The 13,890-nt window shown below is 68.3% G+C and carries 14 protein-coding genes; all 14 read right to left on the bottom strand.

Going from position 1 to position 13,890, the window contains the following annotated elements; genetic code table 11:
• Positions 1–135: 135 nt before the first annotated feature.
• Genes cobK through DXC18_RS01070 form a run of 14 tightly spaced genes read right to left on the bottom strand, consistent with a single transcriptional unit; the run spans position 136 to position 13,861 of the window.
• Complete coding sequence (gene cobK / locus DXC18_RS01135; RefSeq protein WP_117583481.1) at positions 136–909, bottom strand: precorrin-6A reductase; 774 nt, start codon at positions 907–909, stop codon at positions 136–138.
• A complete protein-coding gene (locus DXC18_RS01130) occupies positions 906–1,547 on the bottom strand; it encodes a precorrin-8X methylmutase (protein WP_117716089.1) in 642 nt (213 codons plus the stop codon). Before DXC18_RS01130 ends, cobK begins: the two co-directional genes overlap by 4 nt.
• The gene (locus DXC18_RS01125; protein WP_117716088.1) at positions 1,548–2,063 is read right to left on the bottom strand and encodes a cob(I)yrinic acid a,c-diamide adenosyltransferase; all 516 of its coding nucleotides are present in this window, start codon (positions 2,061–2,063) and stop codon (positions 1,548–1,550) included. It lies immediately after the preceding gene.
• Positions 2,060–3,559, bottom strand: coding sequence for a cobyric acid synthase (locus DXC18_RS01120; RefSeq protein ID WP_233503946.1), 1,500 nt, complete (start codon positions 3,557–3,559; stop codon positions 2,060–2,062). The genes DXC18_RS01125 and DXC18_RS01120 overlap by 4 nt, the downstream gene beginning before the upstream one ends.
• Entirely contained in the window at positions 3,552–4,775 is a 1,224-nt protein-coding gene (locus DXC18_RS01115; RefSeq protein WP_158551923.1) for a histidinol-phosphate transaminase, read from the bottom strand. The genes DXC18_RS01120 and DXC18_RS01115 overlap by 8 nt, the downstream gene beginning before the upstream one ends.
• On the bottom strand, positions 4,772–5,746 hold the full coding sequence (cbiB, locus tag DXC18_RS01110; protein WP_117716085.1) for an adenosylcobinamide-phosphate synthase CbiB: 975 nt from the start codon (positions 5,744–5,746) through the stop codon (positions 4,772–4,774). The genes DXC18_RS01115 and cbiB overlap by 4 nt, the downstream gene beginning before the upstream one ends.
• The gene (locus tag DXC18_RS01105; RefSeq protein ID WP_117716084.1) at positions 5,746–6,747 is read right to left on the bottom strand and encodes a histidine phosphatase family protein; all 1,002 of its coding nucleotides are present in this window, start codon (positions 6,745–6,747) and stop codon (positions 5,746–5,748) included. The genes cbiB and DXC18_RS01105 overlap by 1 nt, the downstream gene beginning before the upstream one ends.
• Positions 6,744–7,511, bottom strand: a complete 768-nt coding sequence (gene cobS / locus DXC18_RS01100; protein ID WP_117716083.1) for an adenosylcobinamide-GDP ribazoletransferase — start codon at positions 7,509–7,511, stop codon at positions 6,744–6,746. The genes DXC18_RS01105 and cobS overlap by 4 nt, the downstream gene beginning before the upstream one ends.
• The gene (locus DXC18_RS01095; RefSeq protein ID WP_117716082.1) at positions 7,508–8,056 is read right to left on the bottom strand and encodes a bifunctional adenosylcobinamide kinase/adenosylcobinamide-phosphate guanylyltransferase; all 549 of its coding nucleotides are present in this window, start codon (positions 8,054–8,056) and stop codon (positions 7,508–7,510) included. The genes cobS and DXC18_RS01095 overlap by 4 nt, the downstream gene beginning before the upstream one ends.
• Complete coding sequence (cobT, locus tag DXC18_RS01090) at positions 8,053–9,273, bottom strand: nicotinate-nucleotide--dimethylbenzimidazole phosphoribosyltransferase (protein WP_233508966.1); 1,221 nt, start codon at positions 9,271–9,273, stop codon at positions 8,053–8,055. The genes DXC18_RS01095 and cobT overlap by 4 nt, the downstream gene beginning before the upstream one ends.
• The gene (locus tag DXC18_RS01085) at positions 9,188–10,570 is read right to left on the bottom strand and encodes a cobyrinate a,c-diamide synthase (protein ID WP_233508965.1); all 1,383 of its coding nucleotides are present in this window, start codon (positions 10,568–10,570) and stop codon (positions 9,188–9,190) included. Before DXC18_RS01085 ends, cobT begins: the two co-directional genes overlap by 86 nt.
• Positions 10,567–12,039 (bottom strand): precorrin-6y C5,15-methyltransferase (decarboxylating) subunit CbiE, encoded by a 1,473-nt coding sequence (cbiE, locus tag DXC18_RS01080; protein ID WP_117716080.1) that lies wholly within the window; start codon positions 12,037–12,039, stop codon positions 10,567–10,569. The genes DXC18_RS01085 and cbiE overlap by 4 nt, the downstream gene beginning before the upstream one ends.
• Positions 12,027–12,770 carry a precorrin-3B C(17)-methyltransferase gene (gene cobJ, locus DXC18_RS01075; RefSeq protein WP_042435525.1) on the bottom strand — a complete coding sequence of 248 codons (744 nt, stop codon included), beginning with the start codon at positions 12,768–12,770 and terminating at the stop codon, positions 12,027–12,029. Before cobJ ends, cbiE begins: the two co-directional genes overlap by 13 nt.
• On the bottom strand, positions 12,770–13,861 hold the full coding sequence (locus DXC18_RS01070) for a cobalt-precorrin 5A hydrolase (RefSeq protein WP_233508964.1): 1,092 nt from the start codon (positions 13,859–13,861) through the stop codon (positions 12,770–12,772). Before DXC18_RS01070 ends, cobJ begins: the two co-directional genes overlap by 1 nt.
• Positions 13,862–13,890 lie beyond the last annotated feature (29 nt).

The following is a 13,890-nucleotide window of genomic DNA, read 5'->3' as shown; positions in this document are numbered from 1 at the left end:
AACTCATTGAAGGGCTGTTTGCGCCAGTTTCGGGCGTCGTCCTCGAGCTCTGGCGGATGACGGGCTTGTACGGGTCGAGCTTGCTCGGGGCGATCCTCCTCGCGGGCGGGAGGGCGCGCTAGGCGCGGCGAGCGCCTAGCGCGCGAACTCCCGTAAGAGCGCATCTTCCACTTCCCGAAGCGAAAGGGCCCCGCCTCCCTCGGCGGGGCGGGTGACCACGATACAGCGCGCTCCCACGGCGCGCGCTGCGGCGAGCTTCTCGGCCGTGCCGCCTACGGTTCCCGAGTCCTTGGTCACAAGCCACTGGGCGCCCACCTGCCGAAGCATCGCCTCGTTGAGCTCGCGGGTGAAGGGCCCCTGCATGCCGATGACGTGCGACGGCGAAAACCCCGCGTCGATGCACTTCGTTATAGCACCGGGCAGCGGGAGCACACGCACGAAGAAGCGCTCCGCGAAATCGGCGACGCGCGTGTAGGGAACAAGCTCCTTGCTCCCCGTCGTGAGAAGAACGCGACCCGGGTTCTCGGAGAGAAAGCGCGCCGCGCAGGCAATCGACGCGACCGGCACGATGCCTTTGGGCAGCGCCTCGACCGGGCGCGCAAGGCGCAGGCATCGTGCACCCACGGCGAGCGAAGCGGCCCGGATGTTGTCGCTTGCGAGCGTAGCGAAGGGGTGCGTGGCGTCGACGACGATGCGCGCGCCGGAAAGCTCGCGCTCCATGTCGGCATCGTCGAGCCTGCCCGCATGCACCTCGATGCCCGGAAGCTCACCCAAAAGCTCGCCTCCGTACTCGGTTGCCGCGTAGGCACGGGCGGGGATGCCCGCCCCGCTCGCCCATTCGCACAGAAGGCGGCCCTCGGTGGTGCCGGCGAAGATGCGCAGCGCCGGCACGGATGCGGGGGCCGTCACTTCGCGCCACCAGTGCGCGTGATCTGGTAGAGCAGCGCGTTCATAATGGCGGCCGCCACGGTCGAGCCGCCCTTGCGGCCCCTCGCGACTATGGCCGGCACGCGTCGCGCAAGTAGCTCCTCTTTCGCCTCGGCCACGTTCACAAACCCGACCGGCACCCCAACGACGAGCGCGGGCGCGATCTTCCCCGCGTCCATGAGCTCGGCGAGGCGCAGAAGTGCTGTGGGAGCGTTGCCGACGGCCACGATGAGCGGACCCTCGATGCGGCAAGCTTTGTCCATGCTCACAACGGCGCGAGTCGTGCCCGCGGCGCGCGCAGCCGCGGCGACATCAGGGTCGGCCATGTAGCACACGGCCTTGCAGCCGAGCTTCGCGAGCGCGGGCTTGCTTATGCCTGCGAGCGCCATGTTCGTGTCGGTGAGCACCGTGGCCCCTGCACGCAGTGCGTCGAGCGCACAGTGCGCGGCGTCATGGGTGAACACGAGGGAATCGGCGTACGAGAAGTCGGCAGTGGTGTGGATGACGCGCTTCACGACGGGCTCTTCGAGCGGCGGGAACGTGCAGCCGCCGAGCTCTTCGGTGATGATCTCGAAGCTGCGCCGCTCGATGTCGCCGGGCGCCATCTCCTTGGAATCCATCTAGTACTCCACTCCTTCCCTTGCACATATCCCCTGAGAGTAGGGGTGTTTCTCGCACCGCATCTCGGTTATGTAGTCGGCCTTCTCCACGATCTTGCGGGAAAGCGCGCGCCCGGTGAGCGCCACTTCGACGCCGCGCGCGGACAAATCGAGCGCGCGGTTCACGAGCGCCTCGTCGACAAGCCCCTTCGAAAGCGCGTCGAGCGCCTCGTCGAGCACGAGCAGTCCCTCTTGCGCGCCCTCGAGCTCGGCGAGCGCGGAAGCGAGGTTCCCATCGTGCAGCTCGCACGTCGCGGCAAGTTCTTCCGACGTCATCGACCAGGTAAACTTGTCCGACACCTTCCCCGCGAACAAGGGCACGCCGAAATGCTCGGCGAGCAGGCGCGCCTCCCCGCTTTCGCCGTCTTTCAGGAACTGCACGACGACGACGCGGCGGCCTGCGGCGAGCATGCGAAGGGCGAGGCCCATCGCCGCCGTAGTCTTGCCTTTGCCGTCGCCATGATACACGTGGATCATACGCCCTCCTCGATAATGCGGTAGACATACTCCATGTCAAGCGCCCCGCGCACGACGTCGGCCAGGCGGTCGAACTCGCGCGCACGGTGATCGGCTGCGGACGCTGCGCCCGCAGCACCCACGACGCTCTCGGGCAGGCCGCGCATGCGCGCGAGCGAGCGCGCGAGAGCGAGCGCCACCCCCGGTTCGTCGAACAGGCCGTGGAGATAGGTTCCGAACACGTTTCCGCAGGCCGCGCCTTCTGGTTTGCCGCCAATCGTGCCCGCAGGGGCACAGGAGACGGTCGTTTCGCCGTCGTGAATCTCGTACCCGCGCGCCGTCATGCCGTTCCACACCGAGAACGCGCCTTGGGCGCCCGTGATGCGCAGCTCCGACTGGGCGAGGCGCTTTTCCTCCTTGAACACCGTACTTGCAGGGATGAGCCCGAGCCCGCGCGCGGTGCCAGCGCCTTCCCTGCCGTGCGGGTCGGAAAGCTCGTCTCCCAAAAGCTGGTAGCCTCCGCATATGCCGAGCACCGGCGTGCCCGCGCCCGAAAGCGCGCGTACACAGGCTCCGATGCCGCTAGCCGCAAGCCAGCGCGCGTCGTCGAGCGTGGTCTTCGAGCCGGGAAGCACCACCAGGTCGGGTCGGCCCAGATCGGTCGTCGAGGAAACGTAGCGCACGCCCATGCCGGGCACGCGCGAAAGCGGGTCGAAGTCGGTGAAGTTCGACAGATGCGGAAGGCGCACGACGGCGACGTCGATGACGCCGCGCGCCTCGCGGGCAGATAGGCGCGGCGCGAGCGAGTCCTCGTCGTCCAGGTCGAGCGTAAGATACGGCACGACCCCCACGACGGGAACCCCGCACATCTTCTCGAGCGGGGCCAAACCCGGGCGCAGGATTTCCACATCGCCGCGGAACTTATTCACCACAAGCCCCCGCAAAAGCGCGCGATCCTCGGGCGCAAAGAGCGCGACCGTGCCGTAGAGCTGGGCAAACACCCCGCCTGGGTCGATGTCGCCCGCGAGCAGCACGGGGGAGGACACGGCGCGCGCGAGCCCCATGTTGACGATGTCGTTTTCGGAAAGGTTGATTTCGGCGGGGCTGCCGGCGCCCTCGATGACGATGACGTCGTTTTCCTCCGCGAGCGAATCGAACGCCTCCAAAATCTGCGGCATGAGCGCCTTCTTTCGCGCGAAGTAGTCCCTCGCAGCGAAGGCTCCCTGCGCCTTGCCGGCCACGATGAGCTGGCTTCGGTGGTCGCTTTCGGGCTTGAGAAGGATGGGGTTCATGCGCACGTCGGGCGCGATGCCGCACGCCTCGGCCTGCATGATCTGGGCGCGCCCCATCTCGAGCCCGTCGGCCGTGACACCGCTGTTGAGCGCCATGTTCTGGCTCTTGAAGGGAGTCACGCGCAGGCCGTCCTGCGAAAGCACACGGCACAGCCCCGCCGCAAGCAGGCTCTTCCCCGCGTTCGACATGGTGCCCTGGATCATGATGGGCTTCGCCCTACCCACGGGTATCGACCTCCTTCGCCGAGCCTCGGCCATCCGCGCCCGCCATAGCGCCGCTGCAAGAAGCGCCGCTCCGTTCGTCGGGTTCGCCTTCGCCCGATGCACCTTCCGCCCGAAGTGCGCGGCTGAACGCCATCGCAAGCCGGGCATTCTCCTTGCGCGTGCGCACCGCGACGCGGCACCAGAAACGGGACAGTACCGAAAACGAGTCGCACGTGCGGACCAAAACCCCCTGTTTATACAAGCGCTCGGGGATATCTTTCGCCGGCGTGCGGACTAAAAGGAAGTTCGCATCCGATGGCACGACGGAAAGCCCGAGCGAGGAGAGCTCGTGGGAAAGCCACGCTCGCTCACCCGCCAATACATCGCGCGTGCGCGAGACGTATTCAACGTCTTCCAGGGCGGCGATGCCCGCGGCCTCGGCGACCGAGGAGACGGGCCACGCCTGCCCCGCCCGGCGAATCCCCTCGATGAGTTGGGCGTTTCCGCTGATCAGATATCCCAGCCGCAAGCCCGCCATTCCGTAGAGCTTGGTGAACGCGGAGAGCACGGCCACGTGGCGCGAACACGCGGCGCGTGCGGCCACGCTCCTTTCGCGGGCGTCGGGCGCAAATCCGAGGAAGCACTCGTCCACGACGAGCAGCGCGCCCACCTGCTCGCAGCGGCAAGCCGCGGCATCGATCACGCTGGGGTCGACGAGACGCCCCGTCGGGTTGTTCGGATTGCAGAGGTACGCCACGTCTCCCGGCCTCTCAATCGCGCGGGCGAAGGAGGCGGGCACGTCGAAGTCGTCCGCTTCGGAGAGCGGGAACTCCTGCACGCATGCGCCGTAGTACGATGCCGCCTCCGCATATTCAGAGAACGTCGGCGCGCACACGACGATGCGTTTCGGGCGCACCGCCGCGGCGAGCCGCCAGATGATGTCGGACGCGCCCGCGCCGCAGACGATAGTATCTTCGGGAATGCCCTGGGCGCGCGCTAGGGCGCGAACGAGGGCGAGGCTTTCCCTATCGGGGTAGGCGTCGATTCGAGAAAGCGCCTTGCAAGCTGCGGCGACGGCGCGCGGCGAGGGGCCTGCCGGATTCACGTTCACCGAGAAGTCAATGAGGTCGGAGGCGCCCCCTTCGCAAGCGATGCCGAGCGATTGCGTACTACCCCCATGCGCACGGGCACGCAGGATTCCCCCGGCAGCCCGGGGCGCGACGTGGTCTTCCTTCATGCCATCGCCCCCACGGCGAGCACGACCGCCGCGCGCGCAGCACCGAAGACGACAAGCGCGCATACGGACGCGGCGAGCATGAGCCTTGTCGCCCGGGCGATGTCGCCCCACTCGATTTCGCGGGACGCGTCGCCTATCGTCGGTTTCTCAACGAGCTTGCCGAAATACACCGCGGGTCCTGCCAGGCGCAGCCCGAGCGCGCCCGCGCACGCTGACTCAGTCTGTGCCGCGTTCGGGCTCGCATGGCGACGCCTGTCGCGGCGCCAGATGCGCGCCGCCCCGCGCGCGTCGAGCCCGACGATCGGGCACACGGCGATCATGATCAGGGCCGATAAGCGCGAGGGAATCCAGTTCACCGCATCGTCGAGGCGCGCCGAAGCGCAGCCGAAGTCGATGTAGCACTCGTTTTTGTAGCCCACCATGCTGTCGAGCGTGTTCACCGCCTTGTACGCCATGCCCAAAGGCGCACCCCCGATCATAAGGTAGAAAAGCGGCGCGATGACACCGTCGCTCGCGTTCTCCGCCACCGTTTCCACGGCGGCGCGCGCGACGCCCTGCTCGTCGAGAACAGACGTGTCGCGTCCCACGATGAGCCCGACGGCTTCGCGCGCCGCGACAAGTCCGCCCTTCGAGAACGCGCGGGCCACGGCCAGGCTCTGGCGGCGCAGCTCGCATGTCGCGAGAATCTGATAGCTCGCCCATGCCTCGGCAACGAAGCGCAAGCCGGAGTGAACCATGCCGCAAAGATGCAGGATGCCCCAGGTCAAAAGCCCACACGCAAGCGGAAGCGCCACGGCGAGCACAAGACCTGCGGCGCGCGTGCCCGCGGACGTTTGCGGGAATGCGCCCCGCAGGCGGCCTTCGGCCCACGTGATCGCGCGCCCCATGGCGACGACGGGATGGGGAAGCCAGCGCGGGTCGCCGAAGGCAAGGTCGGCCGCGAACCCGGCGGCGACGGCAAGAATCGTCATCACCGGGCATCGCCCCCCGAAGCGGGGCGAACGTCGCGAAGGTAGCGCCCATCCCAGGTGGCGGCCCATGCGCCGCCCGGCTCAGTATGCACGTCGAAGTATCCAATTTTCGGGACAGCTAACTCGGAGAGCAGCGCTTTCACGGTACCCGCGTGAACGACGAAGACGGCGCGCCCACTCCCCTGGGCACGCTCCGATTTGCACGCCTCCCGAAACGCCGCGACGACGCGGCGGGTGAAATCGTTCTTGCCCTCGCCATGCGGGCAGCGCGTCTCGCACCAGGAGTCTACCCAGGCGCGGTAGCGCGCATCCTCTTTAAGCTCGGCGGCGCCTCGTCCCTCGAAGTCGCCGAAATCCATCTCGCGCAGACCGGGGCACGCCATAAGCTCCGCGTTCGGGAAGAGGATGCGCGCCGTCTGGTCGGTGCGGGCCATGCCGCTCGTGATAACACGGAACACGTCACGATAGCACGCGAGGTCGCGCAAAGCGCGCTCGCCCGCGCTCGACAGGGGCTCGTCGGTGCCCGCCCCGCTGTAGCGATGGTCTTCCGTGCCCGCCGTGGCACCATGGCGCACGAAGACGACTTCCAAAGGCGCGCCCGCGCCCTGCGTCCCTCGAGGCGCATCATCAAGGTTTCCCTTGATGACCTGGGGAATCCCGCACGTCATGCGCACGACGACGTCGGCGCGCGCAGCGAGCGCGCATCCCAGGCGCCCCGCGCGCTCGCGCCATTGGGCGTCTTCCGCACGCATAGGGACGACCCCCGAGCCGACCAAGGACAGAATCACTACGTCGAAGCCGATCAGCCGCTCGAGCGCCCGGTCAGCGTCGAGCGCGCGTACGAGTTCCTCAGCACAGTAAGCGACACGGCCGGCAAAAGCCGCGGGCACGCCGCCTTCCGCAAACTGCGCCGCGTCGACGAAATCGTCCGCCGCGAACCCGAGCTTTTCGCGCACGAAGGTCCTCTTCCCGGAATGCGCGCCACCTACCACGAGCATCATAGGAGCATGCCCCCCGCCACCAGCATGGCAAGCATCGCGAGCTCGGCCCATTGCAGAAACCATCCGGCCAAATCCCCCGTCACCCCGCCGAAGCGGGACAGGGCAACATGGCGGTACCACGCGAGCACCAAAAGCCCCGCCACCGCCATAAGGGCGCCGACGGCCTGAGCGCACGCGACCATCCCTGCAGCCGAAGCCGCAGCGAAAGCGCAAAGCGGCACGACGATCGCCGCGCGCTTCTTAGCAGGTGAGAGCCCCGCGGCCATGCCGTCCGCACGCGCGGCAGGCCAGCATTCAACGGCGAGCCCCGAAAGCGAGCGGGAGAACACGAGCGAGCACAGAAGCGCGAGGAACGCCCCCGCCGTAAGCGACAACGCGGTGAAAAGGGAAAACTGCAGAATAAGGTACACAACAACACCGATGACCCCGAAGGCGCCCGCCCGCGGATCGTGCATGATCTCGAGCTTTCGCTCGCGCGGGGCCCAACTTGCAAGCGCATCGGAGGTGTCGCAGAGCCCGTCTAGGTGGATGCCTCCCGTCACCGCCACAGGCAGCGCCACGAGCACGGCCGCGACGATGGTCGCGGGCACGCCGAGCAGGTTCGCCACGTGCCCCCACGCCGTCATGAGGAAGCCTTCCGCAAGGCCCACCAGGGGAAACGCGGCAAGTGCATGGGTTGACCCGAAATCGGTCCAGGCCGATTTCGGGACGGGGATGCGCGAGAACGTTCCGAACGCCGCGCCGATTGCCTCTGCTATCTTCACCTTGTAGGTCCTTCACCTTTCATCCACACGGGAATCCCGCATACCACTTCGACTGCGCGGTCGGCCAGCGCCGCCACGCCCGCGTTCACGCGCGCGAGCGCGCGCCTCCATGCCTCGGTCCCCTCATCGTAGCGCATCCCATCGGCGAACACGTCGACGGTGACCACCACCGTATACGCAGCGGCCTGAGCGAGCCGTTCGATGCCTCCGAGCACCTCGCGCGCCGCAGCGTCGGGGTCACGTGGGGACAAGCCGCCTTCCGCGAAAAGCTCGTTCGCAACCAGGTTGCCCACGTCCTCCAAAAGAAGCGTGCAGCCGCGCGGAAGCCCGGGCACTGCGTCGCCCACGTCACGCGTGCGCTCGAGGGTGGAAAACCCCTTGCCCTCGCGCAGCGCCCGATGGCGCGCGATGCGGCGGGCGCCCTCTTCCCCGAAGGGCTCCATCGTTGCCAGGTACACGCGGGGGCCGTCCTGCCCGAGGCACAGGGACTCGGCGTAGGCGCTCTTGCCGCTCGCGGCGGCGCCGATGACGAGCGTCACCGTCATTTCCCGGCCTCGAAATGCTCGTAAGCAGCCATGCCAGTCGCCGTGAACGTCTTCCCATCCCGGTACACGCGCAGCGCCGAATCCAGAAGGGGCAGATACGCCATGGCGCCCGCGCCCTCGCCCAAGTGCATGCCTGCGTCGAGGGGCGCCTTTATGCCGAGCTCGCGAAGGAGCTCGTGGCTTGCGGGTTCGCTTGATGCGTGGGTGCCCACGAGGTAGCCCAAGGCGTTGGGGCACAGGCGCACCGCGCACAGGGCCGCCGTGCAGGATATAACCCCATCGAGGAGCGCCGGCGCCTTCGAGGCCGCGGCCCCCAGGTAGAAGCCGCACATCGCCGCGATGTCGAAGCCGCCCACCTTCGAGAGCACGTCGATCGGGTCGGCGGGATCGGGCGAGTTCGCGTCGATAGCGCGCTCGACCACGTCGCGCTTGCGCGCGAGCGAGGCGTCCGAGAGCCCCGCGCCGCGCCCGACGAGGCTCCGCACGTCCGCCCGGATGAGCACTGCGGCCACCGCCGCCGAGGTGGTCGTGTTGCCGATGCCCATCTCGCCCGCGGCGAGAAGGCGCACGCCGGCGCGGACAAGCCCGCACGCGACGGCGATTCCGACCTCGATCGCGCGCACGGCCCCATCGCGAGACATAGCGGAGCCGTGAGCGATGTTGCCGCTCCCCCGCCGCACGTTCGCGCGCACCATGCGCGCGTCTTCTATGCCCCGGGCCATACCCACGTCGACGGGCACGACCTCGGCACCCGCGAACGCCGCCATGCGGCAGGCGCTCGCGGCCCCCTCGCACATGTTACGCGCGACGGCTCGCGTCACGTCTTGTCCGCTTTGCGACACGCCTTCGGCAACGACCCCGTTGTCGGAGAAGAATACCGCGAGCGCACGGGGAAACTCGGCCACCTCGGCGCTCCCCTGAGCTGCGGCGATACACGCGACGGCGTCTTCAAAGTCGCCCAATCCCCCCAAGGGGTGCGCGATGGAGTCCCACGCGGCGTACGCGGCGGCACGGGCGCACTCGTCTGCGGGCGCGATCCGGGAAAGCGCGGCTTCGAGCACGGCGCCCGGAGACGACGAGAACGCTCGCTCGACTTCCTCGCGGATGCAGGCAAGCGCGGTTTCGGTTGCTTCAGCCATGCCGTCTCCTCTCTGCGAACGACGCTGCGGCAGACGCGAACGCGCGCGCAACGTCGGGGTTAGCAGGATAGTACACATGCGGGAAGCCCGCCACCAGGGACGGGGTGGTCGTCATGCACGGCCAGCCCTTGTCGCGCCGGGGCTTCTGCGCCCAAAAGTCGCCGCCCGGGCAGGTGGACTGCCAGTAGTGGAACTCGTGCGCGCGGATGCGTGTGCCGCGCGGCCCGTAGAGCCCGTCGCGTTGGGAAGTAAGCTCCACGTACCCGAAATGGGACAGCCTTCCCCCGTTCTCGCTTGCGCCCTCAAGGGCGCCCGCAACAGGCCAGCGCCGCCCCTCGCTATCGGCGATTTCGCGCTGCAGGTACAGAAACCCACCGCATTCGGCGACCGTCGGCATGCCGGATTCCACCGCGCGCCGCACCGCCTCGCGCATCGGCGCGTTCTCGGAGAGCTGCCGCGCATGGAGCTCCGGGTAGCCGCCCCCCAGATAGAGGGCGCTTGTCCCCCGGGGCAACTCGCTATCACACAGGGGGCTGAAAAAGGCCAGCTCGCAACCCAGATCCTCGAGCGCGCGCAGGTTCTCCTCGTAGTAGAACGAGAACGCCTCGTCACGCGCAACGGCGACGATGGGCCGCGCTCCCGCGATCGGCTCCAACCGGTAAGGTTCCTCGCGGATATCGGGTGCCGTCGCCGCCATTTCGAGCAAGCGGTCGACGTCGACGCTCTTTTCCACCAGCTCGGCCATCTTGTCGATGCGCGCGGAGAGCTGCTCGACCTCGTCGGCGGTCACAAGCCCCAGATGCCGGCTTTCGAGCGAGAACGCCTCGTCGGCGGGGATATTCCCCAAAACCGCGACGCCCGTGTGCTTCTCGATCGCAGGCGCCGCGTAGGCGCAGGCAGCGGCGCTCGTCTTGTTCAGCACGACGCCGCGCACGTTCGCACAAGGCAGGAACTCGGCGATGCCGCGGATTACAGCGGCGAGCGATAAAGACGCCCCGCACCCGTTCACCACTAAAACGACCGGCGTTTCCGTGTCGCGCGCAACCTGGTAGCTGCTCGCGTCGGCCACGCCGGGCGCCATGCCGTCGTAGAAGCCCATAACCCCCTCGAGCACCGCGACATCCGCGCCCGCGGCGCCGCGTGCGAGCAGGGCGCGCAGCGTCGGGGCGTCGGTGAAGAAGCCGTCTAAATTGCCCGAGCGCGCACCCACGACGCGGCGATGAAAGAGCGGGTCAATGTAGTCGGGGCCGCATTTGAAGGCCGCGCATGCAATGCCGCGGCGCGCGAGCGCGCGCAGGAGCGCGCACGTTACGACCGTCTTGCCGCTCCCGCTCGAGGGCGCAGCGACCATGAAGCGCGGGATGGACGTGCTCACCGGGCGCCGCCTTCCCCACCTGCGGCGCTGCAGTTAGTAAGCGAGACCACCTCAACGGATGGGTTCCCCTCGACAGAGGGGTTCTCCCCGAAAGGCGACTCAGCAAGCGCGCCGACTTCGGCAAGCTCCTCGGCATCCGCGCTCGCACCGCGCGCACTGACGAGGAACACGGGGTTTTGCGCCTTCATAAGATGGTGCGAGCCTACAGCCTCGGCACGGGCGGCCGACACCTGGCACGCCTCGAACCCCTTAAAGCGCGAACCCGAGAGGAGCGCGCACGCCTCGGTGAGCGTCTCAACGGTGACGCATGGCACGCACAGGCGAACCTGCGAGTTCTTCTCGAGCGCCGCCTCCACGATGGAGGGAAGCTCGCCCGCGCTCCCGCCGACGAACACGGCGTCGGGGACAGGCAGTTTCGCGAGCGCTTCGGGGGCGACACCGGGGACCGCATGCACGTTGCCGCACCCGAATGCATCCGCGTTCTCACGGATGAGCCGCACGCCGGCCGCGTTGCGCTCGACCGCCCATACCGACCCCGCTCGCGCGACGAGCGCCGCCTCGATCGACACGCTCCCCGTGCCGGCGCCGACATCCCACACGGTGTCGGTCGCGGTAAGGCGCAGCTTCGCGAGCGCGACGGCGCGCACCTCCTGCTTGGTCATGGGAACGTCGCCGCGGATGAAGAGCTCGTCGGGAATGCCCGAGGAAGCGTACGGCCAGCGGGAGCTCGCGGCGCGGGATGCGCCCGCAGAGTCCGCCGCGAAAGAAGCAGCCGCGGGCGCAGACGCGCCGGCCGGCGCCTCGGAGGCTGCGCTAGAGCCCGCAGGCGACCCGGCGCAGCCTGCGAACTCGATAAGCATCACGTTCAAGTCGTCGAACGTCTGACCTGCGATTTCACTTGCGGTCGCGCAGGTGATGCGCTCGTCGGGGTACGACAGGCGCTCGGCCACCGTCACGCGCGCGTCCCAGAAGCCCGCCTGCACAAGCTCGCCCGAAAGCCGCGAGGGGTCTTCCCCGCCCGACGTGGCGAGGAAGAGCTCACCTGCGTGCTCGGCCTCGGCCACGATGTCGCACGCCACGCCGTGAGCGCTCGCGAAGCGCCAATCCTGCCATGGACGCGCGAGGCGCGCGGCGAGATACGACGCTGAGCTTATGCCGGGAATGACGCGCACGTCCACCTGCGCGTCGCCGGAGAGCGCCTCCACCAGGCGGCGCGCGCCGCTGAACAGCCCCACATCGCCCGTCATCACGACCACGGCGCGCTGCCACGACACAGCATCGGTGAGCGCGGCGACGATGTCCGCCGTCTTCACGAGCTCGCATCTCACCACGTCGGGCGGCACGTCGATGCTGACAAGCGCGCGATGAGCGCCGATGACCACGTCGGCGATGTCGATCGCGTCGAGCGCCGCGCGCGAGAGCAAGTCGGGGTTTCCGGGCCCCGCCCCGATGATCGTTACCTTTCGCATGGAATCTCCCGATACCCGCGCGGCGTGACCATACGGCCGCCTACGCGCTTCGTGTCCGCGTTGCCGACGAACACGGTGGTGAACATGTCGGCGTCGAACTCCCCCAGCTCGGAGAGCCTGCACATGCCCGACTGCTGCCCCTCGCGTCCGATGTTGCGTACCCAGCCGCAGAGCGTGTCGGGGGCCTTCCATTCGAGCATAATCTTCGCCGCGCGCGAGAGCCTGTCGGCGCGCTTTCTGCTGCGCGGGTTGTACAAACAGATGCAGAAGTCGGCGCTCGCCACGGCGGCGAGCCTGCGCTCGATGACCTCCCACGGCGTGAGCAGATCGGAGAGCGACACGACCGCGAAGTCGTGGGCAAGCGGGGCGCCGAGCACCGCCGACCCGCTCTGAGCCGCGGTGGCCCCGGCGATAACTTCCACGTCTACATCGGGGTAGTCCTCAGCAAGCTCCAGCACGGGGCTCGCCATGCCGTACACGCCCGCGTCACCGCTGCACACAAGCGCCACGGCTTCTCCGCTCTGCGCGCGCGAAAGCGCCAGGCGGCACCGTTCGACCTCGTGCATCATCGGCGTCGCGAGATGCGCCGCGTCGGGCACGGCGGCGAGCGCGAGCTCCACGTATTTCGTGTACCCCACAACGATGTCGGCCGCCTCGAGCGCGCGCCGAGCCGCAATCGTCATGCCGTCGGGGCCGCCCGGGCCGATCCCCACCACGAAGAGCTTTCCCATCACAGCTCCTTAAACGAAAGTTCGATAGTTACCTTGGAAAACGCGACGGTCACGCCGCCGTGAGCGAGCTTCGGGAAGATAAGTTTGCCCCCGTCCGCGAGCGCCGCGCGCTCGCACACGTTGTCGACCCCCACCGTCGCGCGCACGAAATCAGATGGCGAAACGCTGCCTTCGACCTGCGACAACTCCTCTACGGAATACGTCGCAAGCGGAATCTTGCGCGCGCGGCAGAAGGCGAGCAGACCCTCCTCGTGCGCCTTCACGTCGATCGTCGCCGCCTCGCGCACGGCCGAAGGCGAGATACCCGCCTGCCCGCACGCGAGAAGAAACGCCTCCCCGATCGCTTCGGCGCACGCACCGCGACGGCACCCTATGCCCGCAACGATGCAGGGCACGACAAGGCGAAGCGGCTCGGGCGCAGGCTCCTGCGCCCGCACGCCCGCCGGCTTCCCCGTCTCACCGGCGGGCACAACATCGCCCGTCGTCTCCGCTGCGCGAAGGGACGCACCTGCATTCGCGCCAGCGAACGGCGACACGACGATATCGGCCCGAGCGCGGTCGGACGCAATGTCAACCCCCTCAGGCGGCTGTCCCGAAATCGGCATGTCGGAATAGAGCGCCACGCGCCCGCCCGAAAGCAGCCGCGCCGACACTCGCTTGATGGCCTCGGGATTCGAAATGGCGAGCCCCGCACAGCGCGCCCACGTATCCACCGCCCACACGCCGCGGACGTCGGTCGCCGTGGTGATGACGGGGATGGCCCCTGCCGCGCGTGCCACAGTTTGCGCAAGCTCGTTCGCACCGCCCAAATGCCCCGACAAAAGCGGGACGGCAAAGCGCCCCGCCTCGTCGATCGCCACAACCGCGGAATCGCTTGCCTTCGAGGCGACATGCGGCGCGATCGCCCGCACGGCGATGCCCGCCGCGCCCACGAACAGGAGCGCGTCCGACGCTTCCCACGCGAGCGCCGTCCATGCGCGCAGGTCGACCTTCCCCTCGCCGAACCCGCGCGAAACGGAAACGTTCCAGCCAGGGTCATCTTCACCTGTCTGCGCGCAATCGGAAAGCGCACGTGCGACGCGCCCCGCCAACGCATACCCCCTCTCAGTGAACGCTATGC

This window comes from Collinsella sp. OM08-14AT (assembly GCF_003438115.1).
Taxonomy (GTDB): domain Bacteria; phylum Actinomycetota; class Coriobacteriia; order Coriobacteriales; family Coriobacteriaceae; genus Collinsella.
The sequence above is the reverse complement of the archived record's forward strand: the minus strand, read 5'-3'. Positions and strand labels throughout refer to the sequence as shown.

Bases quoted from the DNA above. Each gene is read 5' to 3' on its own strand.
- DXC18_RS01130 (WP_117716089.1), bottom strand. From the start codon at position 1,547: ATGGATTCCAAGGAGATGGCGCCCGGCGACATCGAGCGGCGCAGCTTC.
- DXC18_RS01125 (WP_117716088.1), bottom strand. From the start codon at position 2,063: ATGATCCACGTGTATCATGGCGACGGCAAAGGCAAGACTACGGCGGCG.
- DXC18_RS01115 (WP_158551923.1), bottom strand. From the start codon at position 4,775: ATGAAGGAAGACCACGTCGCGCCCCGGGCTGCCGGGGGAATCCTGCGT.
- cbiB (WP_117716085.1), bottom strand. From the start codon at position 5,746: ATGACGATTCTTGCCGTCGCCGCCGGGTTCGCGGCCGACCTTGCCTTC.
- DXC18_RS01105 (WP_117716084.1), bottom strand. From the start codon at position 6,747: ATGATGCTCGTGGTAGGTGGCGCGCATTCCGGGAAGAGGACCTTCGTG.
- DXC18_RS01095 (WP_117716082.1), bottom strand. From the start codon at position 8,056: ATGACGGTGACGCTCGTCATCGGCGCCGCCGCGAGCGGCAAGAGCGCC.
- cobT (WP_233508966.1), bottom strand. From the start codon at position 9,273: ATGTGTACTATCCTGCTAACCCCGACGTTGCGCGCGCGTTCGCGTCTG.
- cbiE (WP_117716080.1), bottom strand. From the start codon at position 12,039: ATGCGAAAGGTAACGATCATCGGGGCGGGGCCCGGAAACCCCGACTTG.
- cobJ (WP_042435525.1), bottom strand. From the start codon at position 12,770: ATGGGAAAGCTCTTCGTGGTGGGGATCGGCCCGGGCGGCCCCGACGGC.